The organism is Priestia sp. Y58 (assembly GCF_029522095.1).
Taxonomy (GTDB): domain Bacteria; phylum Bacillota; class Bacilli; order Bacillales; family Bacillaceae_H; genus Priestia; species Priestia megaterium_E.
In genome coordinates this window covers 61,838-88,130 of the sequence record NZ_JAKWFL010000006.1, presented here as the reverse complement: position 1 = coordinate 88,130, position 26,293 = coordinate 61,838, and the positions used below count along the sequence as shown (strand labels likewise).

Here is a 26,293-nt window from a genome sequence, read left to right as displayed (position 1 = left end):
GACGCTCTAAAAGAGCGTCTTTTTTTATGCGAGCTGCTTTTGTTTGGTTTCTTTTCCTAGAAAAACAACCGAACCAACACCGATTAAAATAGCTGCACAAAAGCTTGAGAACGTAACGGTTAAAGAAGCACCTTGAGTTGACATATACCCAACTAACAGCGGTCCTAGAATTCCTCCAATTCGTCCAAAAGAAGCGGCCATTCCAGCTCCTGTGCCTCGAATAGATGTCGGATATTGCTCAGGTGTATACGCGTATAAAGCTCCCCAAGCGCCTAAGTTGAAGAAAGACAACAACATTCCTGCTGTTAGCAGCAGCCAAAGTGACTCCGCATTTCCGAAGATATATGCGCTGGCAGCCGTACCTAACAAGTATGTGACCAATACGAATTTTCGGCCCATGCGTTCAATAAACCAAGCAGCAGTATAATAGCCAGGCAGTTGAGCTAATGTCATAATCAATACGTATTCAAAGCTTTTGATTAAGCTAAATCCTTTAATGACCATGACGCTAGGTAGCCATAAAAACATGCCGTAATATGAAAATACAACGCAAAACCACAGAACCCACAGCATAATCGTAGATTGACGATAAGGCTTAGACCACACGCTTCTTACATTGTCCGCAATCGACGGTTTCTTTTCTTTTGTCGCCTCCACAAACTGAGGAGAATCTGGCAGTTTGATGCGCAAATAAATGGCATAAAACGCTGGTATAGCCGTTAGGATAAGAGCTAGCTGCCACCCGTAAGCTGGGATTACAAAGTAAGAAATAAGCGCTGCCAGTAGCCAGCCGAACGCCCAAAAACTTTCTAACAAGACGACCACTTTACCCCGTTTTTCCGGCGCCACGGTCTCAGACACAAGTGTAGAAGCAACAGGCAGCTCTCCTCCTAAACCCATTCCAATTAAAAATCGAAATACTAAAAAAGCAGCAAGGGTAGTAGTAAGAGCCGAAAGGCCGCTTGCCACTGAAAAAAGAACAAGAGTCACAATAAAAACGGTTTTTCGCCCAATTCGATCAGCCAGCAACCCGAACACCAGAGCTCCAACGGCCATTCCGATCGAATTAACGCTGCCTATCCAACTCATTTCAGTAGGGGAAAGTCCCCATTCAGCGTGAAGAGCTGCAATGATAAAAGACAAAATGCCAACATCCATTGCATCGAAGAGCCATCCGAGCCCTGCGATGCCAAGAAGCTGACGTTCTGATAATTGTTTTGTTTTCATGTCTTCCTCCTAGAAGCAAAGAATTTTGCTTTAAGTTTACACCTGTCTTGACATAATGTCACGTCTATTTTAAAGAAAAAATTCAAACGGAAAAGCTCTATACCTTATGGTATAGAGCTAATTGTATTCTCACATTTTATCGTAAAGCATTTTTCCAGGCCATGTATACGCCATATGACCGCCATCTACCGTAATGCAATCACCCGTTACATACGAGCTGTCATCAGATGCTAAAAATAATACAGCCCCGGCTACTTCTTCCGGTTTACCTAAACGGCCCATCGGATCCACCCATTCATATGCTTTTCTGAATTTTTTTCCTTCTTCAGCGCCTGATAAATCATCAAGAAGAGGTGTTTCAATTGTTCCAGGAGCGATTGAGTTAACGCGAATACCTTCACGAGCGTAGTCAATTGCCATGGTTCTTGTTAAGTTGGTAATAGCACCTTTCGCTGCGTTATAGCCAGAACGGTCTAAGTCTGCTGCCAGTCCGGATACGGATGAATTATTAATAATCGATCCGCCATTTTCTAACATCAGCGGAATAACGTATTTGCTTACAAGAAATGTTCCGCGTAAATCTACCGACATTAAGCGATCCCAAAGTTCTACTGGATATTCGTGAAGCTTGCCGCCTTCTGTGTCTGTCCCTGCATTATTAAAAAGAATGTCCACTTTTCCAAATTTCTTTTCAATTTCCTCCGTGAACTCTTTTACTTTTTCTTCTTCAGCTACGTCGATATAGTAGGCATGGGCTTTACCGCCAGCATCTTTAATTTCTTGTGCTACTTTTTTCACACCGTCTAAATTAATATCGGCACAAATAACAACCGCTCCTTCTTTCGCAAAGCGTTCAGCAGTTGCTTTTCCTATGCCGGAGCTTGATCCTGTAATCACTGCGATTTTTGATTCTAAACGTCCCAATTGTATCCCTCCGCAAAAATAAATATATAAGTATGTATGTTCATGTACCCATCTATTATTTTGATAAAACGTCGTTAGGTTATACGTGTGTGAATAGAAATAAAGAGACGCAGCAAAACAAATTCATTGTATAATAAACAGCAGTATGTCAGAAAAAATGAGGTGTTTGCATGAAAGCAATCATAAAAAGTTTTATTAATGGACTCTTAACGATTGTTCCTATTATCCTTGTTATTTATATTTTAGTAAGAGTGTTTAATTTTTTAGACAGCATTTTAGGAAACGTATTGAAGCCCTATATGAAGCAGGATTATATACCGGGGATTGGCATCTTAGCGACGCTTGTTTTAATTACGTTCTTAGGATGGTTATCCACTCGTTTTTTTGTAGGGAAAATCATTAGCTTAATTGATCGATTGTTAGAAAGAATACCGCTTGTTAAAACGCTATATACCGTTATTAAAGATACGTTTCAATCTTTTCTTGGAGAGAAAAAGTCATTTTCAAAAGTCGCTTTAGTGACGATGCCCGGCACGTCAATGAAAGTCATAGGGTTTGTGACCTCTGAAGAAGTAGAAGAGGTCATTCATTCATTAAAAGACCACGTAGCCGTTTATGTTCCACAGACTTTTCAAGTAGCCGGTTTTACTTTTTTGATTCCAAAAGAAGAAATTGAATGGTTAGATATTAAGCCGGAAGAAGCCATGAAGTTCGTGTTATCTGGGGGAGTATCTAGTTCAAAAGCAGAAAAATAACAGAAGGCTTGTTGAAGCCTTCTGTTATTTTTGTTGGAGTAAGGCTGTTAAAAGATTAAGCGGTTCTTCCAACGGTTTAAGTTCCGTTAAATTTCCAACCATGCCTTTTACAATAGCAGCGGTAGGCTTATCTTTTTTTAGCTCCGTTTGTAAAATGTGAAAGCTGTCTGCGTGTTCATCAGAAATATGATCGCTGGTGTCTAGCAGATGTTTAATTTCCTCAAGAGCTTGTTTTACCTGCTCATTTTTACTGAGAAAAGTAGTTCGTTCCTTTCCATATATATCTTCACCAAAAGAAGCGGGAATAAGGGGACGAGGTTTTCTAGCTAATAAATCTTCTACTAATACATCAACTCGGTCCATTATGTACTGCGCTACTTCTTTAAAGGTAAGCTCGTATTGATTGAAGATAATAATTTCTAAAAAGGAATGATGAATACCTTCAATCATTTTTGTTAAATCGGAGATATAAGGAGTTACGTCTTCTCCGTATACGCTAACGAGGCTTTTGCGATGGAAGTAAAACGTTTCTCGCTGCATTTTATGAACAAAGGTCTCCACTTCTTTGTTAAAGGGAATAGATTTTTCACGGATTTGCATGATAATAAAATCTCTGTGCTCTGTAATAAATTCATAGAAATAGATGAGCTGATTCATATAGCGGCTGCGGGCATCGTTTACTTCCTCGTCGAGAGCATAAACAGAGCTAAAGAGCTTTTCATAGTAAAAGTTTAAAATTGATAATAAAAGTGCATCCTTAGATTTGAAGTGCAGGTAAAACGCACCTTTTGAAATGTTGCATTCATCTACAATTTCTTGCACAGAGGTAGCATTAAATCCTTTTTTTGCAAAAAGCTTAATCGAAGCTTCAATTATTCTTTTTTCTTTTTCCTTCATGTCTTCTACCTCCTTTATTGAACAATTTGGCCATTCATTTCGTTAGATAATAGTATCATACACTAAAAAAGATAAAGGTATATATCAAAGTTGAGAACGAGAGTCAGTTCCTTTAAAAAACGATTTATCGTAAATATGTCTTTATTATGAACATGTTAGGAGAGAGCCTGCTTAGGGTTGACACTGACCGGTTAGTCATTTATATTTTAAGTTGTTGTGACCGATCAGTCAATTTTATTAGTATACATATATTTGAAGGAGGATATGCATTGGGGAAGTTTATTAAATTTTCATTGAAAAATAAATTTGCAGTATGGCTGTTAACGCTCTTTGTCATTATTGCAGGGCTGTATTCAGGGTTTAATATGAAGCTAGAGACCATTCCTGATATTTCAACGCCTGTTGTAACAGTCAGTGCAACTTATCCGGGAGCCACTCCGGAACAAGTGGCAGATAAGGTGAGTAAGCCGATTGAACAAAAGCTCCAGGGACTGAGCGGCGTTGACACAGTTAGCTCATCTTCTTATGAAAATATTGCTACCATTCAAGTTGAATATAGCTTTAGTAAAAATATGGAGAAGGCAGAAGACGAAGTTAGACGAGCTCTTTCAAACGTAGATCTGCCAGATGATGTAGAGGAACCAAATGTTTCAAGACAAAGCATTAGTGACTTTCCGATTATTTCATTAAGTGTTTCAGATGATAAAAAATCATTAGAAGACTTAACGAAGTATGTAAAAAATACTGTTGTTCCACAAGTTGAAAAAGTGCAGGGAATTTCTTCGGTCAGCGTGTCAGGAGAGCAAGTTGAAGAAGCAGAACTTGTATTCAAACAAGACAAGCTCAAGCAGCTGGGACTCGATGAAGATACGGTAAAAAAGCTTATCCAAGCATCTGATGCAAAAGTGCCGGCTGGTACGTATACGATGGATGGATCTCAAAAATCTGTTGTGGTAGACGGAAAGATGACAACAGAAAAAGATTTGGAAAACTTAGAGATTCCAGCTGTGCCTAGTCAAGGAGCTGCTCAAGGAGCTGCTCAAGATCAGCAACAAGGAATGAGCCAGCAGCAGGCACAAGGCGCCGTGCAGCAGGCGCCTTCCGCAGCTTCTATTCCAACTGTGAAATTAAAAGAAATTGCGGATATTAAAGTGACGGGGAAAGCAGAATCCATTTCTCGCACGAACGGAAAACCTTCAATTGCTGTACAAGTTGTCAAAGCGAAAGATGCGAACACAGTAAATGTTGTAAATGATATTAAAGAAAAAATGAATAGCCTAGAAAAGAAAAACAAAGACCTTCACGTTGACAATATTTTTGATCAAGGTAAACCGATTGAAGATTCTGTTCATACTATGCTAAATAAAGCTATTATCGGTGCGGTCTTTGCGGTTATTATTATTCTTTTATTTTTACGTGATATTCGTTCAACGATTATTGCCGTTATTTCGATTCCGCTTTCGTTATTGATCGCCATTTTAGCGCTGAAATCAATGGATATCTCTTTAAATATTATGACGCTTGGAGCGATGACTGTAGCCATCGGAAGGGTTGTAGATGATTCCATTGTCGTTATTGAAAATATTTACCGCCGCATGGCTTATCAGGAAGAAAAGCTTAAAGGAAAAGATTTAATTGTCGCGGCGACGAAAGAAATGTTTGTTCCAATTTTCTCTTCTACAATCGTAACCGTGGCCGTATTCTTACCCTTAGGTCTAGTAGAAGGACCGGTAGGAGAGCTATTCTTACCGTTTGCGTTAACCGTTGTTTTTGCACTGTTAGCATCACTGCTAGTAGCGGTAACACTCGTGCCAATGCTTGCTCATTCGTTATTTAAAACAAATGTAAAAGTAAAAGAAGAAAAACCAAGCAAACTAGCGCACGGATATAAGCGAATTTTGAACTGGACGCTAAACCATAAGCTTATTTCCTTTGGATTAGCCGTACTACTGTTAGTAGGAAGTTTATTCTTAGTTCCTTCTATTGGGGTGAGCTTCTTATCATCCGATCAAGAAAAAACGCTGACGCTTACGTATACACCGAAAGCCGGACAGTCTCAAAGCGACGTAGAAAAAGCAGCGAATCGCGCAGAAGCGTACTTGATGAAGCGAGATGGTGTCAAAACGGTTCAGTATTCGTTCGGTGAAGGTAACTCTTTTAATCCGGGAAGCAAAAATAACGTTTTAACATTTGTGCAATATGACGAGGATACACAAAACTTTGATAAAGAGCAGGACAAAGTATTAAAAGCTCTTAATAAACAAGCGAATCAAGGTGAATGGGGCTCAATGAATACGGCGTCTAGCGGCAGCAATAATTCATTAAACGTCCTTATTTACGGAGATAGCTTAGATGAAATCAAACCTTATGCTGATAAAGTTCAGCATGTTTTAGAAAAGCATAAAGAGCTGAAAAATGTCGATTCTACGCTTTCAGATACGTTTGATGAATATACGCTAGTACCGAACCAAAAGAAAGCTGCTGAACTCGGCTTGTCTGCTAGTCAAATCGGCATGCAAATTTCGAACCTTGGACAGCGTGAAGTATTAACGACTATCCAAAAAGACGGAAACGAAATTAACGTATACCTTCCAAAAGAAAAAGGGGATTTCTCTACTTTTGCCGAACTTTCAAGCACAAAAGTGACCTCTCAAACTGGACAGGAAGTTACATTAAATGAAGTTGTCGATATTAAAAAAGCTAAAACATCCAATACGGTAACTCGCCGTGATAATAAAATTTATGCAGAGGTAAGTGCCGATATTAAGAGTGACGATGTAGGCGGTGTTTCTTCTAACGTCCAAAAAGAAGTGAAGAAAATTGATTTGCCAAGTGATATGGATATTAACTTTGGCGGAGCATCAGAGCAAATTAATGACTCATTTAGTCAATTAGGAATTGCTATGCTCGCAGCCATCGGTATCGTGTACTTCGTACTAGTACTGACATTTGGTGGAGGGCTAGCACCATTTGCTATCTTATTCTCACTTCCATTTACACTCATTGGTGCACTAGTGGCACTTTTAATCTCTGGAGAAACGATCAGCATTTCTTCGATGATTGGAGCTCTTATGCTGATTGGAATTGTGGTAACAAATGCAATTGTGCTGATTGACCGCGTGATTCATAAAGAGCAAGAGGGTCTGTCGACGCGTGAAGCGTTACTAGAAGCTGGAATGACACGTCTTCGCCCGATCTTAATGACAGCTATTGCAACGATTGGTGCACTGCTTCCATTAGCTTTTGGATTTGAAGGTGGAGGCCTTATTTCAAAAGGGCTAGGGGTTACGGTAATCGGAGGACTAACAAGTTCTACGCTGCTTACGCTCATTATCGTTCCAATTGTCTATGAGTTTTTTATGAAGTTTAAGCGCAAAAAAGTAAAAAAGTAGAAGCAAAACAAATTTCCGCTTTTGAGGTGAATAGCGATGAAGTCAATTGATAAACTAATGAAACAGCTGATTCAACAAGGAATTAAAGCAAAGAAAGTAACGATTGATAAATCAAAGCGCCAGCAGTGGATGGCCATGTCATTGCCTAAAACGGCATGGCAGCATTCAAAATAAAAAAGAGCTGACTTTAAGTCAGCTCTTTTTTTATTAACGATCTGTATCTTCAAATGATCCTTCTTGATAGGCGTCGCTTACTTGCTCATGTGTTTCTGCTAGACCTTGTGAGAGTGCATCTTGTCGGTTATAATCTTCTGTTTCGAACTGACGGTCAGCCATTTCATTTGTATCAGGCTGCTTTTTAGGCTGTTTTTTTGAATTCATTTTCACCACTCCTATTTAATAAAGTGAGACCACGGTTAGTGTGCGATGAAAGGAAATACATTATACATGCAAAAAGAGCTTCGATTCGTCGAAGCTCTTTCTTTCATATTATTATTGTTTTTTATCTAAGAAGATTTTTTCAATATCATCAAGTACGATATTAGCTGCTAACACACCGCCTGCTGTATTCCACGTAGCATCATCTACTTTATGAACATGGTCTTCTTGAGCCACTTTTAACTTTTTGAAAAGCGGATCGTTTATCCATTCTTTTTCAAGCTTTGTTGCTTCGCCGTCTCCCGTTTCATAAGAGAAGTAGAATAGCTGATCGCCGTCCATTGCCGGAATGCGTTCTTTTGTTGCATTCATTTCAGCAAAATCATCCTTGTCTTGAGACTCAGGTCGAGCAAATCCAAGCTGGTCTAAAATAACGCCTGAGAATGAATCTTTATGATAAATACGAACGTCTCCAGCTGTAAAGCGTACAACTGAGATTTTTTGTTTTAACTGATCTCCAAGGCGTTTCTTTAAATCTGCTACGCGATTGTCATAGTCAGCTAATACTTCTTTACCTTTTTCTTCTTTATTTACAGCTTTTGCATATAGCTTAAAGTTTGATTTCCAGTCTCCGCGCAGCTCTTCAGAAAATACAGTCGGAGCAATTTGACTAAGCTGGTCGTATACTTTTTCTTGACGCATTTTATTTCCGATAATCAAGTCAGGTTTTAAAGCAGCGATTGCTTCTAAGCTTGGCTCACTTTCTGTACCCACACTTTTAACGCCTTTCATCTGACCTTTAATATGGTCGTACCACGGATTTCCTAACCATGATTGAACAGCACCAACAGGCTTTACACCCATTGCAAGAAGAGCTTCAGTACCTTCGTTTGTTAAAACGACAACTCGTTTAGGTGTTCCTTTAATCTCTGTTTTATCCATTGCATGTTTTACTGTATAAGTTTCGCCAGAACCCTCAGTTTTTTCTTTTTTATCATCGTCAGCGCTGTTCGAATTACCGCAGGCTGCCAGCACAAGCAGTGTCATAATGGTAAGAATGGATAACAAATATGACAACTTGCCTTTAGAATATGTATTCACATCTCTTCCCCCTCTTAAGTGATAATGATTTTCATTAACAATTAAGATAATATTCTAACTTTTAAGCGGTGTCAATTAAAAATTGAAAATGATTCTCAAAATCATTGACACTTTTTTCAATGTTTCCTAAACTAAAGGTTAGATATATAGGAATCATCTTAGAGGAGAGCAATGAAAATGATGCTACGCAGTGTTCAAATGAAAGTAATGGGGCTCATCATTGGAATCATGCTGCTTTTAATCTGTATTGGATTAAGTATCGTACTCGGATACACAGATACAAGTATCAAGACAGCATTTGAAGCTTTTCAAGCGTTTAACGGTTCGAATGAGCACATAGTTATTCAAAATATTCGATTGCCGCGCGCTATAATCGGTGCTGTGGTAGGTATTTGTTTAGGAATTGCAGGAGCAATGATGCAGGCGTTAACGAAAAACCCACTTGCTTCACCGGATATTATCGGTGTGAACGCTGGGGCCAGCTTTTTTATTGTTGTTGCAGTGATGATTTTTTCGGTCAATTCACTTCAAGCTTTTACATGGATTGCATTTGTAGGAGCGGCATTAACCGTAGTGGTTGTCTATTTTCTTGGGTCCCTCGGAAAAGAAGGATTAACGCCTATTAAATTGACGCTCGCAGGAGCGGCTATTGCAGCCTTTTTCTCTTCTTTAACACAAGGACTGCTGGCTGTGGATGAATCTTCGCTTGATCAAGTTCTCTTTTGGCTGGCTGGATCTGTGCAAGGACGCAAGGTGGAAATGCTGTATGGCATACTCCCTTACATAGTACCAGCAATCATTGTCACGTTTTTTATCGCTTCAAAAATTAATATTTTAACGATTGGTGAAGATGTAGCTAAAGGATTAGGTCAAAGAACGATTCTTGTCAAAATTATAAGCGGCATCATTATTGCCATTTTAGCTGGTGGAGCCGTTGCAGTAGCCGGTCCGATTAGCTTTGTCGGAATTATTGTTCCGCATGTTGTAAGAACAATTGTAGGACAAGATTATCGTTGGGTATTTCCCTATAGTGCGGTTGCCGGAGGCATCTTAATTTTATTAGCCGATGTTGCGGCCAGGTATGTCATTATGCCTCAAGAAATCCCTGTTGGAGTCATGACTGCTGTTATTGGTACACCTTTCTTTATCTATATGGCAAGGAAAGGAGCAAAGGCGTCATGAAAACATACTTATCTCTTCGCTTAAAGAGAATTTCATTTTTGGTTAACATAAAAGCAGCTCTGATCATTATTGGATTTTCAGCTGCACTTGTTGCTCTCTTTTTATTGAGTGCAGGTACGGGTGACTTATTTATTAATCCACTTCGTGTGATTAAAATTTTAGCAGGTCATGGATTGGAGTTTGAGCGATTAGTTGTTACATCTTTTAGACTTCCACGCATTATTGTTGCCATTTGTGCCGGTATTTGCCTAGCTATTGCAGGCGCTATCTTGCAGGGGCTTGTGAGAAATCCGCTTGCTTCACCAGACTTAATTGGATTAACAGGAGGAGCGTCAGTTGGTGTAGTGTTATTTTTGACACTATTTAGTGATAAAAGCAACTCGTTAACCGTAAGTATTAATTGGATGCCTGTTAGCGCATTTTTAGGTGCAGTGGCAGTGGCGCTTTTACTTTATGTGTTTGCCTGGAAAAATGGCGTCTCTCCTATTACACTAGTATTAATAGGAATTGGATTAACAGCGTTAACGAAAGCTATGACCACGCTGTTTATGATTATGGGTCCTATCTATCGCGCCAGTCAGGCAAATATTTGGATCACAGGAACGGTGTATGGCTCAAATTGGGCCAGTGTTTCCATACTAGTTCCTGTTACAATAGGGCTGGTTATAATCACGATTTTAATGATTCGAAATTTAAATGTTCAAGAATTAGGTGAAGAAATTGCGACTAACGTTGGAAGTCGCGTTCAAAAAAATCGTTTGGCACTATTGCTGATGAGTACAGCTTTAACAGGAAGCGCCGTTGCATTTGCCGGTGGAATTAGCTTTGTAGGATTGCTTGCTCCACATATTGCCCGAAAGCTGGTAGGTTCTTCATTCGGAGCTTTAATACCGCTATCGGCATTGATCGGAGCAATCTTAATCACAGCAGCAGATTTAATTGGCCGAACATTTTTCTTGCCAATCGAAGTGCCAGCAGGTGTATTTACAGCTGCAATTGGCGCACCGTACTTCATTTATTTACTATACAAACAAAGAAACGTATAGCATTCTTTGTAGAAGGAGCGATTCGCATGCATTCGTTAGAAACAAAATCGCTAACATTATCATATGGAGAAGCGATGATTATAGATGAGCTTGACGTTACCATCCCAAAGGGTGAGATTACGGTTTTTATCGGCAGTAATGGATGCGGAAAATCTACGCTGCTGCGTTCACTAGCAAGATTATTAAAGCCACATGCCGGCTCTATTTTACTAGAAGGCTCTAAAATTTCCTCTCTTCCGACAAAGGAAATTGCAAAGCAGCTAGCAATCCTTCCGCAAGGTCCTGTTGCACCTGAAGGGTTGACCGTGCTTCAGCTTGTTAAACAAGGGCGCTATCCGTATCAAAATTGGTTCCGTCAGTGGTCTCAAGAAGATGAAGAAAAAGTACAAAATGCACTCGAAGCAACAGGGTTAGCAGACTTGGCTGATCGTCAAGTTGATTCGCTTTCTGGAGGACAGCGTCAGCGCGCATGGATTGCCATGACATTAGCACAAGATACGGATATTATTTTACTTGATGAACCGACAACGTATTTAGATATGACGCATCAAATTGAGATCTTGGACTTGTTGTTTGAACTGAATGAAAAAGAAAATCGTACCATCGTAATGGTGCTGCATGATTTAAACTTAGCCTGCCGCTATGCTCATCATATTGTGGCGCTTCAAGATAAAAAAATCTATGCACAGGGAAGACCAGAAGAAGTCATTAACTGTGATTTAGTACAGCGAGTCTTTAATATGAACTGTGAAGTGACGGTGGATCCGTTATTTGGAACGCCTCTTTGTATTCCTCATGGGCGCGGACGATGTATTGTGAATAAGCTGCGCGTTGAAACGCAGCATGCTCAATAAGAAAGAGCAAAGCGAGTTAGCAGAAAAATTCCGCTGTACGTTTAAAGATAACTCGCTGTACAGGTTGTCTCCCTCCAGCTGCATGGATGAAAGCACGCTGAGGGTGCAGCTGCTATGGATTCAACAGACGATGAAGGCTGCTAACTTGAGAGCAGCTGCTTCCATGTTAGCGAAGCGGTATAGCTTTGTTGTGGTGGCGGCTTTGTATTCATTTATTGTGTTTCAAAAAAAGATAAACGCATCGACTAAAAATGTTTCTTTGCATACAGAAGACGCTGAAACGATGTGGCTCCCAAAAGTGTTTATCTCAGAAATTGAGACGAAAGAAGTAACAGAGGACAATCGGAAAATTCTTCTTGACGAACTTCTTGATGAATTGTTTGCTCATCACATTGAGCCGATATGGTCATCGCTGCGTAAAGTGACAAAAATCTCGAAGCTGACGCTGTGGGAAAACGTAGCTGTTTATATCCACTGGCTTTATGATTTGCTTTTAGCAAATGAAGAAATAGACAACATGCAAGTGCAAAAGAATTTACGATATGTGATAGAAGAAGCTGAGGGTCATCACTTTGGTTCATATCATCATAATCCGCTTGCTCGGTACAGTTCACCTCCTCCATATGTAGAAAAGCAAAAGCAGGAGATAAGGGTTCGGCAAACGTGCTGTTTGTCTTACCAAACAGGAGCTAAAGAGACTTATTGTCAAACGTGTCCGGTTATTTGTAAACCAAAGAAAGGAGTGATTGTGCATGAATAAAACCTTTCAAGAGCAATTCGACGGTTTGATTGAAAAGTATACAGAACTAATGGTCGGTGAAAGTGACGAGCAGCTACAAGAAAAAGTAAAAATGTGGGCACTTTACAACCATATCTCAAAATCCATGCCGCCTTTAACCAAGCATTGGAATCAATTATATCCAGAAGCAAAAGCGGAAATGGTCGAGATTGTAAAGGAAATCAAAGAGCTGAATGAAGCGCATCGAGCGTCACAGCGAAAACCAGAATAAAAACATTCATCACGAAGCTGATGGATGTTTTTTTATCCAAAAGCTCCCGGTCGCGTTTTGGTTTTGTGTGCATACGTTAATAAAGGGTGCCTATCTAGTTTGAAAAATGGTAAAATTAATGATAATTAAATAAAATTTGTGAGGTGTATGACAAGTGAAGGCGGGGGGTTGCTTTGGAACAAACGATAAGAAACTTTTTTTTATTGTTATCAAAAAGCAAAAAGTTAACAAAGCTGGCTAAGCGCTATGGCTTACGTTTTGGAGCAGCAAGGTTTGTTGCAGGGGAAACCATCGATGAAGCTGTTAGTGTGATAAAAAAGCTAAATGAACAGGGATTAAAAGTAACGATTGATTATCTTGGCGAGTTTGTGGAAAGTGAAGCTGAAGTGGATCATGCTGCAGCTCAATGCATAAAGGCCATTCGCCTTATACACAAAGAAAGATTAGATTCAGAAATTTCTTTAAAATTAACGTCTATGGGATTGGATATTTCAGAAGATTTGGCGCTTCATCATATGCGGCGTATTCTTGAAGAAGCGGAAAAATATAGCGTATTTGTGACGATTGATATGGAGGACTATAAGCGATGCAGCAAGACGATTAAGCTATTTAAACAATTAAAAAATGAGTATGAACACGTAGGGACGGTGCTTCAAGCATACTTATATCGAACAGAAAGTGACATCCGTGAATTAGATGCTTATGCTCCTAAATTAAGGTTAGTGAAAGGGGCGTACAAAGAAGCAGCAGACGTGGCGTTTCCTGATAAAGAAGACGTGGACGAAAACTTTCAAAACATCATTGGACTTCACTTATTAAACGGTCACTATACAGCAGTTGCTACTCACGATGAACGAATCATTCAGTATACAAAAGAGTTTGTTAAAAAGCATGGAATTTCAATGAATCAGTTTGAATTTCAGATGCTATACGGCATTCGATCAGAAAGGCAAGTTCAGCTCGTAGCAGAACAATATAAAATGAGAGTGTATGTTCCTTACGGAACGGACTGGTATGGGTATTTTATGAGGCGCCTTGCAGAAAGACCTGCAAACGTCGCATTTGTCTTAAAAGGAATCGTAAAAAAATAATAATGAAATGGTCGTGATGACAAAGTAAGAAATAATCAAAAATCGAACATGATTCGATTACTCATGTTCGATTTTGAGGTTAATGTCCTTGGGTATTATGCTTGGTATACTGTTGGTTTTGAGATGTCTTTTTGCCGCGGCCGTGCGGTTCATTGACCGGTCCAGCATTTCCTTTAACGCTTGCTGCGCTTACGCCTGCTGACGATGGATCTTTCTTTAATTTGCTCACAAAATCACCTCCTGTGTATTAAGATAACCAAACACATTAAAAATAGTTAGAGATAATATTGTTAATATATTGCGAAAATTTAAAAAATGTTTTATAGTAAAAATAGAGATTAACAGTGACTCTCTTTTTTTACGCATAAAATGAATGACCATTCATTCAATATATTAAAGGGGATGTGGGGATAATTATGAAGATAAAAAAAGCCGCCGTTTTAGGTTCAGGAGTTATGGGCTCTGGAATTGCAGCTCATTTAGCGAATGTAGGAATTCCAACGCTTTTGCTAGACGTGGCTCCAACTTCATTAACAGCAGACGAGGAAAAAAAACAGTTAACGCTTGAAGATAGGCAAGTGAGAAATCGGTTGAGTACAACTGCTCTAGCTAAATTAACGAAGCAAAAACCGGCGCCTTTAACGTCTAAGTTGTCACTATCGTTAATTACGCCAGGAAATCTTGAAGATCATTTACAGCAGTTAAGCGACTGTGATTGGATTATTGAAGTAGTAGTCGAACGTCTTGAGATTAAACAGCAGTTGTTTGAAAAAATTGATAGTGTACGAAAAAAAGGAAGTATCGTAAGTTCAAATACTTCGGGAATATCGATCCACGAAATGGCTAAAGGACGCTCAGAAGATTTTAAAGCGCATTTTTTAGGAACGCACTTTTTTAATCCACCGCGTTATTTAAAGTTATTAGAAATCATTCCAACTCATGACACAAAATCAGAAATTGTTGAATATATGAAAACGTTTGGTGAAGATGTATTAGGTAAAGGAGTAGTTATTGCAAAAGATACGCCTAACTTTATCGCCAACCGTATCGGTACGTACGGTTTACTTGTGACCGTTCAAGAAATGTTAAAAGGTAATTACAGCGTGGGAGAAGTTGACTCTGTGACGGGCCCTTTAATTGGAAGACCAAAAAGCGCAACGTTTCGAACGTTAGACGTAGTGGGACTAGACACATTTATTCATGTGGCCAACAATGTATTTGACAAAGTAGAAGGCAAAGAAAAAGAAGTGTTTGATGTGCCTTTATTTATGAGACAAATGCAGGAAAATGGCTGGCTGGGAAGCAAGTCGGGGCAAGGCTTCTTTTTAAAGAAAGGCAAGGAAATTTTAGAACTTGATCCTAGTACACTTCAATACGTTGAGAGAAAAAAGTTAAAAACAGCTTCTACCGAATTAAGCAAGCAGGCAAAAGGGCTGCAAAATAAAATGAAAGCGCTTATATATTCTGATGATCGTGCCGGACATCTTCTTTGGAATGTGATCAGTCCCGTTCTTGTATATGCAGCACAGTTAAAAAATGAAATCGCCGACGATATCGTGGCCATTGATCAAGCTATGAAGTGGGGATTTGGCTGGAAAATGGGTCCTTTTGAGACGTGGGATGCAATTGGTTTAGAAAAGTCAATTGAGAAGATGGAGCAGTCCGGTTTAGCAATTCCGCAGTGGGTAAAACAAATGCAGGAAAATGGATTTACAAGCTTCTATAAAGAGATGGAAGGTCAAACGCTTTACTATGAAGATGAAGAGTATAAAGCGGTAAAAGAAAATAAAAAGGTGATTCACCTGTCATCTTTACGTTCTCAAAATAATGTCATTTTAAAAAACAGCGGAGCGAGTTTAATTGATTTAGGAGATGATGTGGCGTGCCTGCAGTTCACTTCTCCTAACAATGCAATCGGGCTAGATATTATTAGCTTATTAAATCAGTCTCTTGAAGAAGTGAATAAGAACTATAAAGGACTGGTCATAGGAAATCAAGGGAAAAATTTCTGCGTTGGCGCTAACTTAGCTATGATTTTAATGGAAGCACAAGATGACAATTATTTTGAAATTGAATTTGTCATTAAACAATTTCAACAGGCAATGATGAAGGTGAAATACAATGAAAAGCCGGTTGTTGCAGCTCCATTTGCGATGACTCTCGGAGGAGGAGCAGAAATTTGCTTACCGTCAGCTAAAATCCAAGCTTCTGCTGAAACTTACATGGGCCTTGTAGAAGTAGGAGTTGGACTCATTCCTGGTGGAGGAGGTAATAAGGAGCTTTATATCAAACAGCTAAATGGTTTACCGAACGGTGTAACGCTTGATCTTCAGCAAATTGCCAATAAAACATTTGAAACAATTGCTACTGCAAAAGTATCTGCTTCTGCTGCAGAAGCTAGACAGCTAAACTTTTTAAACCGCCATGATGCTATCAGCGTAAACGGAGATCATTTGCTGAATGATGCGAAGAACTCAGTCCTTGCTTTACATGACACAGGCTATAAACCACCTGTAAGAACTAAAATTCCTGTGGTTGGAGAAACAGGATATGCAACGTTGCTGCTAGGAGCTCAATCCATGAAATATTCAGGATATATATCAGAACATGATTATAAAATTGCTAGTAAGTTAGCATTTGTGTTAGCCGGAGGACGTGTAGCGTTTGGTTCGGAAGTTGATGAAGAGTATTTGCTGGACTTAGAGAGAGAAGCATTTTTAAGCCTTGTTGGAGAAGCGAAGTCTCAAGAACGTATGCAGCACATGTTAGTTAAAGGAAAACCACTGCGTAATTAAGGGGGAGAAAAAATGAGAGAAGCAGTTATTGTAGCAGGTGCTAGGACACCGGTCGGAAAAGCAAAAAAAGGTTCACTGGCAAGTGTTAGACCTGATGATTTGGGAGCCATCGCGGTTAAAGAAACTCTTCGCCGAGCAGGCGGATACGAAGGACCAATTGATGATTTAATTATTGGTTGTGCGATGCCTGAAGCAGAACAAGGTTTGAATATGGCTCGAAATATTGGCGCTCTTGCGGGTTTGCCTTATACGGTGCCAGCAATAACGATTAATCGTTATTGCTCATCAGGTTTGCAAAGTATTGCCTACGGTGCAGAACGAATTATGCTAGGGCAAGCCAAAGCAGTGTTAGCTGGAGGAGCAGAATCAATGAGTTTTGTTCCGATGTTTGGAAACGTAGCCCGTCCGAATGTTCAGCTGGTTGAAAATGCGCCGGAATATTATATGGGCATGGGACATACAGCAGAACAAGTAGCGATGAAATACGGCATTTCACGTGAAGACCAGGATGCGTTTGCTGTACGCAGCCATCAAAAAGCAGCAAAAGCACTTCAAGAAGGGAAGTTTAACGACGAAATTGTTCCGGTGGAAGTGACGCTTCGGAAAATTGATGAAAACAATAAGCTGCGTGAACAAAAGCTGATGTTCTCTCAAGATGAAGGAGTTCGTCCTGGGACAACTGCGGACGTATTAGGGAAACTTCGTCCAGCTTTTTCGATTAAAGGATCCGTAACAGCTGGAAACTCTTCGCAGACAAGTGACGGAGCTGCATCCGTTTTTCTAATGGATAAAGAACAAGCTGAAGCAGAAGGCTTGAAGCCTTTGCTTAAGTTTCGCTCATTTGCAGTTGGGGGAGTTCCGCCTGAAGTAATGGGGATTGGACCGGTAGCTGCCATCCCTAAAGCTCTTAAACTAGCAGGCCTGGAGCTTTCTGATATTGGATTATTTGAATTAAATGAAGCATTTGCTTCTCAAGCACTTGGCGTTATTCGTGAATTAAATATTAATGAAGATAAAGTAAATGTAAACGGAGGCGCTATTGCTTTAGGTCATCCATTAGGCTGTACCGGAGCTAAGCTGACTCTTAGCTTAATGCACGAAATGCAGCGTCGAAATGAGCAGTTTGGAATTGTCACGATGTGTATTGGTGGAGGAATGGGAGCTGCTGGTGTATTTGAATTGTTAGCATAATCATTTCAAAGGGGGATATGAACATGTCAAATAAAACAAAACAAATGATCAAAGGTGGAAGCTTTTTAATTGAGGAAGGCGATGCAAGCCGCGTCTACACGCCGGAGGATTATACATCTGAACAAAAGATGATTGCCAAGACGACAGATGAGTTTGTAGAAAATGAAGTCCTTCCGCAAGTGGAATATTTAGAAAAGCATGAGTTTGACCGTTCTGTAAAGTTATTAAAACAAGCTGGTGAATTAGGGTTACTTGGTGCAGATGTACCGGAAGAATACGGTGGACTCGGTTTAGATAAGATTACCTCGGCTTTAATTGCTGAAAAAATGTCTCGAGCAGGCGGATTTTCCATCACGCACGGTGCTCACGTAGGGATTGGGTCATTGCCAATCGTCTTATTTGGAACAGAAGAGCAAAAACAAGCATATTTACCTGCTTTAGCAGTCGGGGAAAAAATAGCAGCATATGCGTTAACAGAACCTGGTTCTGGTTCCGATGCCCTCGGTGCTCGCACAACAGCTCGCCTTAACGCAGAAGGCACACACTATGTGTTAAATGGAGAAAAGCAGTGGATTACGAATGCCGGATTTGCTGATGTATTCGTCGTGTACGCAAAAATTGATGGCGATAAATTTTCTGCTTTTATCGTTGAACGCGAATTTCCAGGTGTTTCGGTTGGACCGGAAGAGAAGAAAATGGGAATCAAGAGCTCATCAACCAGAACGTTGATTCTTGAAGATGCGCTTGTTCCAAAAGAGAACGTGCTAGGTGAAGTTGGAAAAGGCCATGTGATTGCCTTTAACATTTTAAATATTGGGCGCTACAAACTTGGAGTTGGAGCAGTTGGAGCAGGGAAACGTGCGTTAGAAATTACGTCTCAATATGTTAACCAGCGTCAGCAGTTTAAAACGCCAATCGCTAAATTTTCATTAACTCAAGAAAAATTAGCAACAATGGCTTCTAAATTGTATGCAACTGAAAGCTCTGTCTATCGTACGGTAGGACTTTTTGAAGACCATATGGGCCAGCTTTCAGAAGAACAGCAAAAAGACGGAAAGCAAATTGCTGCTTCCATTGCTGAATATGCTATCGAATGTTCACTAAATAAAGTGTTTGCCACGGAAGCTCTTGACTACATTGTAGATGAAGGCGTGCAGCTTCACGGAGGCTACGGTTTTATGAGTGAGTATGAAATTGAGCGTCTGTATCGCGATTCTCGCATTAATCGTATTTTTGAAGGAACAAATGAGATTAACCGTCTTTTAGTACCAGGCACATATTTACGCAAAGCGCTAAAAGGAGAGCTTCCACTGCTTCAAAAAGCACAAACGCTTCAAGAAGAATTGATGATGCTTATGCCGCAGGAAGTAGGAAATGAGCCGTTAGATCAAGAAAAAATGCTTGTGCAAAACGGGAAGAAAATTGCGCTCTTGCTTTTGGGATTAGCTGCACAAAAGTATGGCAAAGAATTAGAGAAAGAACAAGAAATTCTCGTTAATATTTCCGATATGATTAGTAACGTATATGCAATGGAATCCACTGTTTTACGTACTGAAAAAGCCATTTCCAAAACAGGAGCAGATCAAAACAGCTTAAAAGTAAAATACACGCAAGTATTCTGCCAAGAAGCATTTAATCGAATCGAAGCAGATGCAAAAGAAACGTTAATTGGCGTTGAACAAGGTGATACGCTTAGAGTCATGCTTTCGTCTCTTCGCAAATTAACTCGCTATACACCAATTAATGTAATTAGTGTAAAGCGCGAGATTGCAAAAACACTTCTAGAAGTAGAGAAGTTCACAGTTTAAGGAAAAAGGAGCTCGTTTTACGAGCTCCTTTTTGTTTAAGAAGCCTCTATCTAGGTAAATGATAAAGGATGTGTTAAAATACGAAAAAAGCTTAAAATAAAGGGTGGTTGACGAAATGTCATTATTTTTTTATTCATATCCAAAGTGTGGTACGTGCCGAAAAGCAAAGAAGTGGCTGGATGATAACGGAGTAGCGTATGAAGAAATTCATATTGTAGAAAACCCGCCAACAAAAGAGCAGCTGCAATCTTATTATCAGAACAGCGGCTTGGAATTAAAAAAATTCTTTAATACAAGCGGTAAAAAATATCGGGAACTAGAGCTTAAAGATAAAGTAAGCAGTGCGAGTGAAGATGAACTTCTGTCGATTCTTGCGTCAGATGGCATGTTAATTAAGCGTCCGCTGCTAACAGATGGACAAAAAGTAACGCTTGGTTTCAAAGAAGAGCAGTTTGAGGACGTGTGGAAGTAAGTTTTCAAATAGAAAATTTTTACCTTTTACGTTACACTGTTAATAGGAAGTTATTTTAGGTTGTAGAAAGTGTTCTCCACGTTGAAGGCGCTTTTTATATAAACAAATTAAGATACATATTTTGGAGGGATTAAGATGAGTACACCAAAAGATTTGCGTTATTCTGAAGAGCATGAATGGGTAAAAACAGAAGGAGACGTTGTCCGCGTAGGTATTACACATTTCGCTCAAGCTGAGCTTGGAGACATCGTATTCGTTGAACTGCCAGAAGTAGGAGCAACAGTAGAAGCTGACGAGCCGTTTGGCAGCGTTGAATCAGTAAAAACAGTTTCTGAGCTTTATGCACCAATTAGCGGTGAAGTTGTAGCAGTAAACGACAACTTAAGCGATAGCCCTGAGCTTGTTAATGAATCTCCATACGAAGAAGCATGGATGATTACAATCAAACCATCCGATGCTTCTCAAGTAGACAAGCTAATGACAGCAGAGCAATACGAAGAAATGACAAACGAAGGATAATATTCCTCCATAAATTGTCTTTATGAAAAGTTTTTGACTGGACACTCTATTAGTAAACAAGCTAAAGGAGTGTCTTTTTATGTTTGAAAAACAAAAAATGGACGTTACAGATCGCGTTACAGCTAAATTTCATGACGGCGGTATGAAATTATATGTTGATAAGCAGCCAATTGGTGAAGTTAGTTACGGAACAAGCGGCAATGAATACCGTTTTGAAGAAGGATATTCGCAAGAAAATAATAAGTTCTATCAATACGCGGACGTACAAAAACAAGGTGAAACGCAAAAATATACAGACTGCGACGAAGAAGCAGGATGGTGCTAAACAGTGGCAACTGCCGCTGTTTTTCTTGTTTTATGGAAACAATATGGCCTAAACTGCCTTTTAAAAGAGTTCTTTCTTGCAAATTTCTTTTAAAAAACAGGTGAACTGTGATACATTAACGAATATTGTATAGCATAAAGAAATGATGTTACTATACAACTGACGATTATGGGTGATGAAAATGGGGCTAATTGAAATTGAAAAAGTAATTATTGTCGAAGGAAAATCAGATAAAAAGCGTATTCAAGATATCATTCGAGAACCAATTGAAATTATCTGTACAAACGGTACGATTAGTTTATCAAAGCTGGATGAAATTATTGACTGTACGTTTAACAAAGAGGTATACATACTCGTTGACTCTGATGATTCAGGGAATAAGCTGAGAAAACAATTTAAACGAGAGCTTCCGGAAGCAGAGCATCTATATATTGATAAAATGTACCGAGAGGTTGCTGCCGCCCCTAGACATCACATAGCAACAGTATTACTGAGTGCCAATATCGATGTTAATGCAGAATTTTTAACATAAAAGGAATGAGCAACATGCAAGAATGGAGTGAAAAACAGCTTGACGATCAGTTAAAAGAAGGACAAAGAGCGTTTATCTTTTTCCATACCCCTTTTTGCGGGACATGTCAGCTGGCAAAAAAAATGTTAACCGTAGCAGAAGCGATGCTGCCCGGTGTGACCATCGGAATGAGCAATTTAAATTATATGCCTTCAAAAGCAGAAGCATTTTCAATTGAAAGTGTACCTTGTTTGATTGAAGTGAAAAATGGCGAAATGGTAAAAAAACTCTATGCCTTTCATTCCATCGAGCACGTACTTGAAGAGCTTCGATAATCAAACGTTTGTTTAAAATGAAGAAATGGAACGAGAGCAAACCGTTGGGGCTGTTGAAATCTTGGGATATTATCCCAAGAACAAAATCTGTTGACAGCCTATCTGACACATGCTAAAATCACACTCATGAATGTTCATAAATGAATGAATATTTCCTAAAAACAAAATAATTGTTGCGAACTCTTATCAAGAGAGGTGGAGGGACTGAGCCCTGTGAAACCCGGCAACCGTCAGACTAACTGAAATGGTGCCAATTCCTGCAAAGCTATGCGCTTTGAAAGATGAGAGAAAGGATTAAATATCGAGCCTTTCTGTCATGCGCAGAGAGGCTTTTTTAATGGGGAAAATTGTTTTACGGCTTTTTTATCCTATAGGGCAACCTAACATAATTAAGTTTTTACTAAAGAAGGTGAAGAAATATGATTACATTAACAGGCGTTACAAAAATTTATCAGGCTAAAAGCGGTCAAGTAACAGCTGTTGATAATGTGAATCTAACCGTTAACCAAGGCGAAATTTACGGAATCATTGGTTACAGCGGAGCGGGGAAAAGTTCTTTAATTCGCTTGCTAAACGGGTTAGAAACACCAACGACAGGAACGGTCGAAGTAGCAGGTAATGATATTGGAAAAATTAAAGGCGGAAAACTCAGAAAAGCTAGACAAGAAATTAGTATGGTATTTCAGCACTTTAATATCTTGTGGTCGCGTACGGTGCGAGAAAATATTGCCTTTCCGTTAGAAATAGCAGGGATCTCAAAAGAAAAAAGAATGAAACGAGTAGACGAGCTTATCAAGCTAGTCGGGCTTGAAGGGCGTGAAAATGCTTATCCATCCCAGCTTAGCGGTGGACAGAAGCAGCGTGTTGGTATTGCTCGAGCGCTAGCCAATAACCCAAAAGTATTGCTGTGTGATGAAGCAACATCAGCGCTTGATCCTCAAACGACAGATTCCATTTTAGATCTGTTAGTAGATATTAATGAGAAGCTAGGGTTAACCATTGTACTCATTACTCATGAAATGCACGTTATTCGTAAAATTTGTCATCGAGTAGCCGTTATGGAAAATGGGGCAGTGGTAGAAGAAGGACAGGTGTTAGAAGTATTCAGAAAACCTAAGCAGCCGATTACAAAGCGATTCGTTCAACAAATTTCTGAACCAGAAGAAACGTTTGAAACAATTGAACAAGTAAAAGAGCTGTATCCAAGCGGGCAAATTATTCAGCTGACGTTTGTTGGCGGAAAAGCAGAGCAACCGCTCATTACAACGATTTTAAAACAGTTTGATGTAACGATTAATATTTTGCAAGGAAAGATTTCGCATACACAAACAGGTTCATACGGAACGTTGTTCGTTCATTTAGACGGAGAATTAACAGAAGTTGAAAAAGTCATTGCATACATTCATGAGCAGCAGGTAGAAGTGGAGGTAATGACAAATGCTTGAGAAACTATTTCCAAACGTTATTTTAGATGATTTTATTCAAGCGACAAATGAAACACTATATATGACGGCTATTTCAGTTATAGCCACGTTTGTTCTAGGTATTTTATTGGGCTTGCTTTTATTTTTAACGTCCAAAGGACAGCTTTGGCAAAACAAACCTTTATATGCCATTGTGTCAGCAGTTGTAAATATCTTTCGTTCCATTCCATTCATTATTTTAATTGTTTTACTGATTCCATTTACCAAAGCATTGGTAGGGAGTATTTTAGGCGCTAATGCAGCGTTACCTGCTTTAATTGTTGGAGCAGCACCATTTTATGCGCGTCTTGTAGAAATTGGTCTGCGCGAAATTGATAAAGGTGTTATTGAAGCTGCTAAATCAATGGGAGCAACAACAAGCACTATTATCTTTAAAGTGCTGTTACCTGAATCGCTGCCAGCGTTAATTTCTGGTTTGACGGTGACGACGATTGCGTTAGTCGGCTATACGGCAATGGCGGGTGTGATTGGAGCTGGAGGTCTTGGTAATCTTGCATATTTAGAAGGATTCCAGCGCAGTCATAATGATGTAACGCTAGCTGCTACGATCTTAATTTTGATTATTGTATTTATTATCCAACTTATTGGAGATGCGATTACTGCAAAAATTGATAAAAGATAAAGGGAGGATTATTTATTATGAAAAAATGGCTTTCGGCTATAGCATTAACATCTGCGCTAGTAGTAGGATTAGCTGCGTGTGGATCTAACAATGGATCAAAAGATGAAAAGAAAATTGTTGTGGGTGCCTCTAATACGCCTCATGCTGAAATTTTAGAACAAGCAAAACCGATTTTAGAAAAACAGGGAATCGACTTGGAAATTAAAAAATTCCAAGATTACATCTTACCGAACACAGCTCTTGCAAACAATGAAATTGATGCAAACTACTTCCAGCACGTTCCTTATATGAATTCAGTGCTAAAAGATCACAAGGGTGAAAAAGGGTATGATTTTGTAAGTGCCGGTGCCATTCACATTGAACCAATCGGTATCTACTCTAAAAAATACAAAAGCTTAAAAGATCTTCCGAAAAATGGCACAGTTATTATGCGTGATGCAGTAGCAGAGCAAGGACGTATTTTATCGATTTTTGAAAAAGCTGGCGTAATCAAATTAAAACCAGGCGTAAAGAAAACAGATGCACAAATTAAAGATATCGTAGAAAACCCGAAGAATTTAAAATTTAAAGCCGATGTTGAAGGCGGATTGCTACCTCAGATGTACAAAAATAATGAAGGTGACGCTGTTGTTATCAATGCTAACTATGCTATCGATGCTGGTTTAGATCCAGTAAAAGATCCAATCGCAGTGGAAAGCAAAGAAAATAACCCTTATGCAAACATCATTACGGTTCACAAAGGCGACGAAAATAAAGATACAGTGAAAGCTTTAGTGAAAGTTCTTCACTCTAAAGAAATTCAAGACTACATTAAAGAAAAATACAAAGGCGGAGTACTGCCGGTAAATAAATAATAGAAGAAAAGCGCTTGCCCAGTCTGGGCAAGTGCTTTTTTTGTATGTGGGAAAACGAATAACTCTTATTTTTCTCACGCATACTAACCGTGAAAACTTTACTGATGATGGGAGCTGACGTTATGCAGCAAGAAGCACGTCATTCAACTGAGCAAGCACTTCATGATTATAAAATGGGTGTTGGGAAATTTAGCGAAAAATTGCCGGAAGTAACAAAAACGTTTAATGCGTTTACTGAAGCATGTTTTGGAGAAGGTTCTCTTTCTAAAAAAGAAAAGCAGTTGATCGCGTTAGGAATCAGCGTAGTAGCTCAAGACGAGTACTGTATGATTTATCATACAAAAGGCTGCATTGATCAAGGTGCAACTGAGCAAGAAATTTTAGAAGCATGCGGAGTGTCAGCAGCATTTGGCGGAGGCGCAGCGATGAGTCAGTCCGTTACGCTTGTCCAAGAGTGTATTTCAGAATTGACTAGCCACACGCACTAAGTAAATAAAGCGGGTAAAAAAGCTTGTCTTAGAAGGCTCTATAGAGTCTTTTAAGGCAACTTTTTTATGAGTGGATTTAGTCTTGAAAAACGTACATAATGGTTTAAAACCTTTTGGGTCAAAAGGTTGCTATAAGTTTTCATTTGTTATAAGATTGTAATGAGAATAAAATGAGAATAATTAAAAAGATATAGGTATATCGTTTTTTACTATATACGTCTATAACTGGAGGTTTTAATATGGCAGGGTCAACTTTAACAATTAAAGATCTTCATGTTGCAATTGAAGGTAAAGAAATTTTAAAAGGTGTTAATTTAGAAGTTAAGGGCGGCGAAATCCATGCAATCATGGGACCAAACGGTACTGGTAAATCAACATTATCTTCAGCAATCATGGGACATCCTAAATACGAGGTTACACAAGGAAGCATCACGCTAGACGGCGAAGATGTACTTGAGATGGAAGTAGATGAGCGCGCTCGTGCAGGTCTATTCTTAGCTATGCAATATCCAAGTGAAATCAGCGGGGTAACAAATGCTGACTTCTTACGTTCAGCAATTAATGCTCGTCGTGAAGAAGGCGAAGAAATTTCACTAATGAAATTCATCCGTCAATTAGACAAAAACATGGATTTCTTAGAAATGGATCAAGACATGGCTCAGCGTTACCTAAACGAAGGTTTCTCTGGCGGTGAGAAGAAGCGTAATGAAATTCTTCAATTAATGATGCTTCAACCAGGAATTGCAATTTTAGATGAAATCGATTCTGGTTTAGATATCGATGCGTTAAAAGTTGTATCAAAAGGTATTAATGAACTGCGCGGCAGCGAGTTTGGTTGCTTAATGATTACTCACTACCAACGTTTATTAAACTACATTACACCAGATAAAGTTCACGTTATGATGCAAGGTCGCGTTGTAAAATCAGGCGGACCAGAATTGGCACAGCGTCTAGAGGCAGAAGGTTATGACTGGATCAAACAAGAATTAGGTATTGAAGACGAAACTGTAGAGCAAGAAGCTTAAGAGTTAG

28 protein-coding genes and 1 riboswitch are annotated in these 26,293 nt (G+C 39.3%); of the genes, 22 read left to right on the top strand and 6 right to left on the bottom strand.

Annotation, left to right across the window (positions count from 1 at the left end; genetic code table 11):
- Positions 1 to 24: 24 nt before the first annotated feature.
- The gene (locus MMB68_RS18500) at positions 25 to 1,227 is read right to left on the bottom strand and encodes an MFS transporter (RefSeq protein WP_277549243.1); all 1,203 of its coding nucleotides are present in this window, start codon (positions 1,225 to 1,227) and stop codon (positions 25 to 27) included.
- A gap of 129 nt (positions 1,228 to 1,356) precedes the next feature.
- A complete protein-coding gene (locus MMB68_RS18495) occupies positions 1,357 to 2,151 on the bottom strand; it encodes an SDR family oxidoreductase (RefSeq protein WP_221785809.1) in 795 nt (264 codons plus the stop codon).
- Positions 2,152 to 2,321: 170 nt separating this feature from the next.
- Here MMB68_RS18495 and MMB68_RS18490 point away from each other — a divergent pair, with 170 nt between their 5' ends.
- Complete coding sequence (locus tag MMB68_RS18490) at positions 2,322 to 2,906, top strand: DUF502 domain-containing protein (RefSeq protein ID WP_277549242.1); 585 nt, start codon at positions 2,322 to 2,324, stop codon at positions 2,904 to 2,906.
- Between the two features lie 24 nt (positions 2,907 to 2,930).
- Here the strand turns inward: MMB68_RS18490 and MMB68_RS18485 are convergent, their stop codons facing one another.
- Entirely contained in the window at positions 2,931 to 3,803 is an 873-nt protein-coding gene (locus MMB68_RS18485; protein WP_129705292.1) for a TetR/AcrR family transcriptional regulator, read from the bottom strand.
- Between the two features lie 269 nt (positions 3,804 to 4,072).
- Between MMB68_RS18485 and MMB68_RS18480 the strand changes: the two genes are divergently transcribed.
- Complete coding sequence (locus MMB68_RS18480) at positions 4,073 to 7,195, top strand: efflux RND transporter permease subunit (RefSeq protein WP_277549241.1); 3,123 nt, start codon at positions 4,073 to 4,075, stop codon at positions 7,193 to 7,195.
- A 36-nt stretch (positions 7,196 to 7,231) separates the two neighbouring features.
- Positions 7,232 to 7,369, top strand: a complete 138-nt coding sequence (locus MMB68_RS18475; RefSeq protein WP_192997141.1) for a hypothetical protein — start codon at positions 7,232 to 7,234, stop codon at positions 7,367 to 7,369.
- 33 nt (positions 7,370 to 7,402) lie between these two features.
- Here the strand turns inward: MMB68_RS18475 and MMB68_RS18470 are convergent, their stop codons facing one another.
- Positions 7,403 to 7,576: a YozQ family protein gene (locus MMB68_RS18470; RefSeq protein WP_013085357.1), complete on the bottom strand. Its 174-nt coding sequence runs from the start codon at positions 7,574 to 7,576 to the stop codon at positions 7,403 to 7,405.
- Positions 7,577 to 7,687: 111 nt separating this feature from the next.
- Positions 7,688 to 8,674, bottom strand: a complete 987-nt coding sequence (locus MMB68_RS18465) for an ABC transporter substrate-binding protein (protein ID WP_269870862.1) — start codon at positions 8,672 to 8,674, stop codon at positions 7,688 to 7,690.
- 177 nt (positions 8,675 to 8,851) lie between these two features.
- Between MMB68_RS18465 and MMB68_RS18460 the strand changes: the two genes are divergently transcribed.
- From MMB68_RS18460 to MMB68_RS18435, 6 genes are all read left to right on the top strand, one after another.
- Positions 8,852 to 9,856 (top strand): FecCD family ABC transporter permease, encoded by a 1,005-nt coding sequence (locus MMB68_RS18460; protein ID WP_221785806.1) that lies wholly within the window; start codon positions 8,852 to 8,854, stop codon positions 9,854 to 9,856.
- Positions 9,853 to 10,902 carry a FecCD family ABC transporter permease gene (locus MMB68_RS18455; protein WP_013059665.1) on the top strand — a complete coding sequence of 350 codons (1,050 nt, stop codon included), beginning with the start codon at positions 9,853 to 9,855 and terminating at the stop codon, positions 10,900 to 10,902. The genes MMB68_RS18460 and MMB68_RS18455 overlap by 4 nt, the downstream gene beginning before the upstream one ends.
- Before the next feature lie 26 nt (positions 10,903 to 10,928).
- Positions 10,929 to 11,756, top strand: coding sequence for an ABC transporter ATP-binding protein (locus MMB68_RS18450; RefSeq protein ID WP_013059664.1), 828 nt, complete (start codon positions 10,929 to 10,931; stop codon positions 11,754 to 11,756).
- Positions 11,746 to 12,516 (top strand): IucA/IucC family C-terminal-domain containing protein, encoded by a 771-nt coding sequence (locus tag MMB68_RS18445; protein ID WP_221785805.1) that lies wholly within the window; start codon positions 11,746 to 11,748, stop codon positions 12,514 to 12,516. The genes MMB68_RS18450 and MMB68_RS18445 overlap by 11 nt, the downstream gene beginning before the upstream one ends.
- Positions 12,509 to 12,766 (top strand): YusU family protein, encoded by a 258-nt coding sequence (locus tag MMB68_RS18440; RefSeq protein ID WP_028409614.1) that lies wholly within the window; start codon positions 12,509 to 12,511, stop codon positions 12,764 to 12,766. Before MMB68_RS18445 ends, MMB68_RS18440 begins: the two co-directional genes overlap by 8 nt.
- 173 nt (positions 12,767 to 12,939) lie before the next feature.
- Positions 12,940 to 13,857: a proline dehydrogenase family protein gene (locus tag MMB68_RS18435; protein WP_221785804.1), complete on the top strand. Its 918-nt coding sequence runs from the start codon at positions 12,940 to 12,942 to the stop codon at positions 13,855 to 13,857.
- Positions 13,858 to 13,936: 79 nt separating this feature from the next.
- On the opposite strand, the gene MMB68_RS18430 is transcribed toward MMB68_RS18435, so the two are convergent.
- Positions 13,937 to 14,086 carry a YuzL family protein gene (locus MMB68_RS18430; protein WP_013059660.1) on the bottom strand — a complete coding sequence of 50 codons (150 nt, stop codon included), beginning with the start codon at positions 14,084 to 14,086 and terminating at the stop codon, positions 13,937 to 13,939.
- A gap of 184 nt (positions 14,087 to 14,270) precedes the next feature.
- Here MMB68_RS18430 and MMB68_RS18425 point away from each other — a divergent pair, with 184 nt between their 5' ends.
- The 13 genes from MMB68_RS18425 to sufC all read left to right on the top strand — a co-directional run bounded on the left by MMB68_RS18425 (position 14,271) and on the right by sufC (position 26,286).
- On the top strand, positions 14,271 to 16,652 hold the full coding sequence (locus tag MMB68_RS18425) for a 3-hydroxyacyl-CoA dehydrogenase/enoyl-CoA hydratase family protein (RefSeq protein WP_277448500.1): 2,382 nt from the start codon (positions 14,271 to 14,273) through the stop codon (positions 16,650 to 16,652).
- 12 nt (positions 16,653 to 16,664) lie between these two features.
- Positions 16,665 to 17,843 (top strand): acetyl-CoA C-acetyltransferase, encoded by a 1,179-nt coding sequence (locus MMB68_RS18420; RefSeq protein ID WP_014457877.1) that lies wholly within the window; start codon positions 16,665 to 16,667, stop codon positions 17,841 to 17,843.
- 23 nt (positions 17,844 to 17,866) lie between these two features.
- Entirely contained in the window at positions 17,867 to 19,651 is a 1,785-nt protein-coding gene (locus MMB68_RS18415; protein WP_221785803.1) for an acyl-CoA dehydrogenase family protein, read from the top strand.
- A 115-nt stretch (positions 19,652 to 19,766) separates the two neighbouring features.
- The gene (locus tag MMB68_RS18410; protein ID WP_221785802.1) at positions 19,767 to 20,123 is read left to right on the top strand and encodes an arsenate reductase family protein; all 357 of its coding nucleotides are present in this window, start codon (positions 19,767 to 19,769) and stop codon (positions 20,121 to 20,123) included.
- Positions 20,124 to 20,258: 135 nt separating this feature from the next.
- Positions 20,259 to 20,642: a glycine cleavage system protein GcvH gene (gene gcvH / locus MMB68_RS18405; protein ID WP_013059655.1), complete on the top strand. Its 384-nt coding sequence runs from the start codon at positions 20,259 to 20,261 to the stop codon at positions 20,640 to 20,642.
- 79 nt (positions 20,643 to 20,721) lie between these two features.
- Positions 20,722 to 20,967 carry a YusG family protein gene (locus MMB68_RS18400; protein ID WP_014457881.1) on the top strand — a complete coding sequence of 82 codons (246 nt, stop codon included), beginning with the start codon at positions 20,722 to 20,724 and terminating at the stop codon, positions 20,965 to 20,967.
- A 181-nt stretch (positions 20,968 to 21,148) separates the two neighbouring features.
- Positions 21,149 to 21,499 carry a toprim domain-containing protein gene (locus tag MMB68_RS18395; RefSeq protein WP_025752660.1) on the top strand — a complete coding sequence of 117 codons (351 nt, stop codon included), beginning with the start codon at positions 21,149 to 21,151 and terminating at the stop codon, positions 21,497 to 21,499.
- A 14-nt stretch (positions 21,500 to 21,513) separates the two neighbouring features.
- Positions 21,514 to 21,813: a thioredoxin family protein gene (locus tag MMB68_RS18390; RefSeq protein WP_277448443.1), complete on the top strand. Its 300-nt coding sequence runs from the start codon at positions 21,514 to 21,516 to the stop codon at positions 21,811 to 21,813.
- Positions 21,814 to 21,993: 180 nt separating this feature from the next.
- Positions 21,994 to 22,101, top strand: a riboswitch (SAM riboswitch).
- 131 nt (positions 22,102 to 22,232) lie between these two features.
- A complete protein-coding gene (locus tag MMB68_RS18385) occupies positions 22,233 to 23,258 on the top strand; it encodes a methionine ABC transporter ATP-binding protein (RefSeq protein ID WP_277448442.1) in 1,026 nt (341 codons plus the stop codon).
- Positions 23,251 to 23,919 (top strand): methionine ABC transporter permease, encoded by a 669-nt coding sequence (locus MMB68_RS18380; protein WP_013085342.1) that lies wholly within the window; start codon positions 23,251 to 23,253, stop codon positions 23,917 to 23,919. The genes MMB68_RS18385 and MMB68_RS18380 overlap by 8 nt, the downstream gene beginning before the upstream one ends.
- Before the next feature lie 17 nt (positions 23,920 to 23,936).
- On the top strand, positions 23,937 to 24,773 hold the full coding sequence (locus MMB68_RS18375) for a MetQ/NlpA family ABC transporter substrate-binding protein (protein WP_221812507.1): 837 nt from the start codon (positions 23,937 to 23,939) through the stop codon (positions 24,771 to 24,773).
- Positions 24,774 to 24,895: 122 nt separating this feature from the next.
- Positions 24,896 to 25,261, top strand: coding sequence for a carboxymuconolactone decarboxylase family protein (locus tag MMB68_RS18370; RefSeq protein WP_013059648.1), 366 nt, complete (start codon positions 24,896 to 24,898; stop codon positions 25,259 to 25,261).
- Between the two features lie 239 nt (positions 25,262 to 25,500).
- Positions 25,501 to 26,286: a Fe-S cluster assembly ATPase SufC gene (gene sufC, locus MMB68_RS18365; protein WP_013059647.1), complete on the top strand. Its 786-nt coding sequence runs from the start codon at positions 25,501 to 25,503 to the stop codon at positions 26,284 to 26,286.
- Positions 26,287 to 26,293 lie beyond the last annotated feature (7 nt).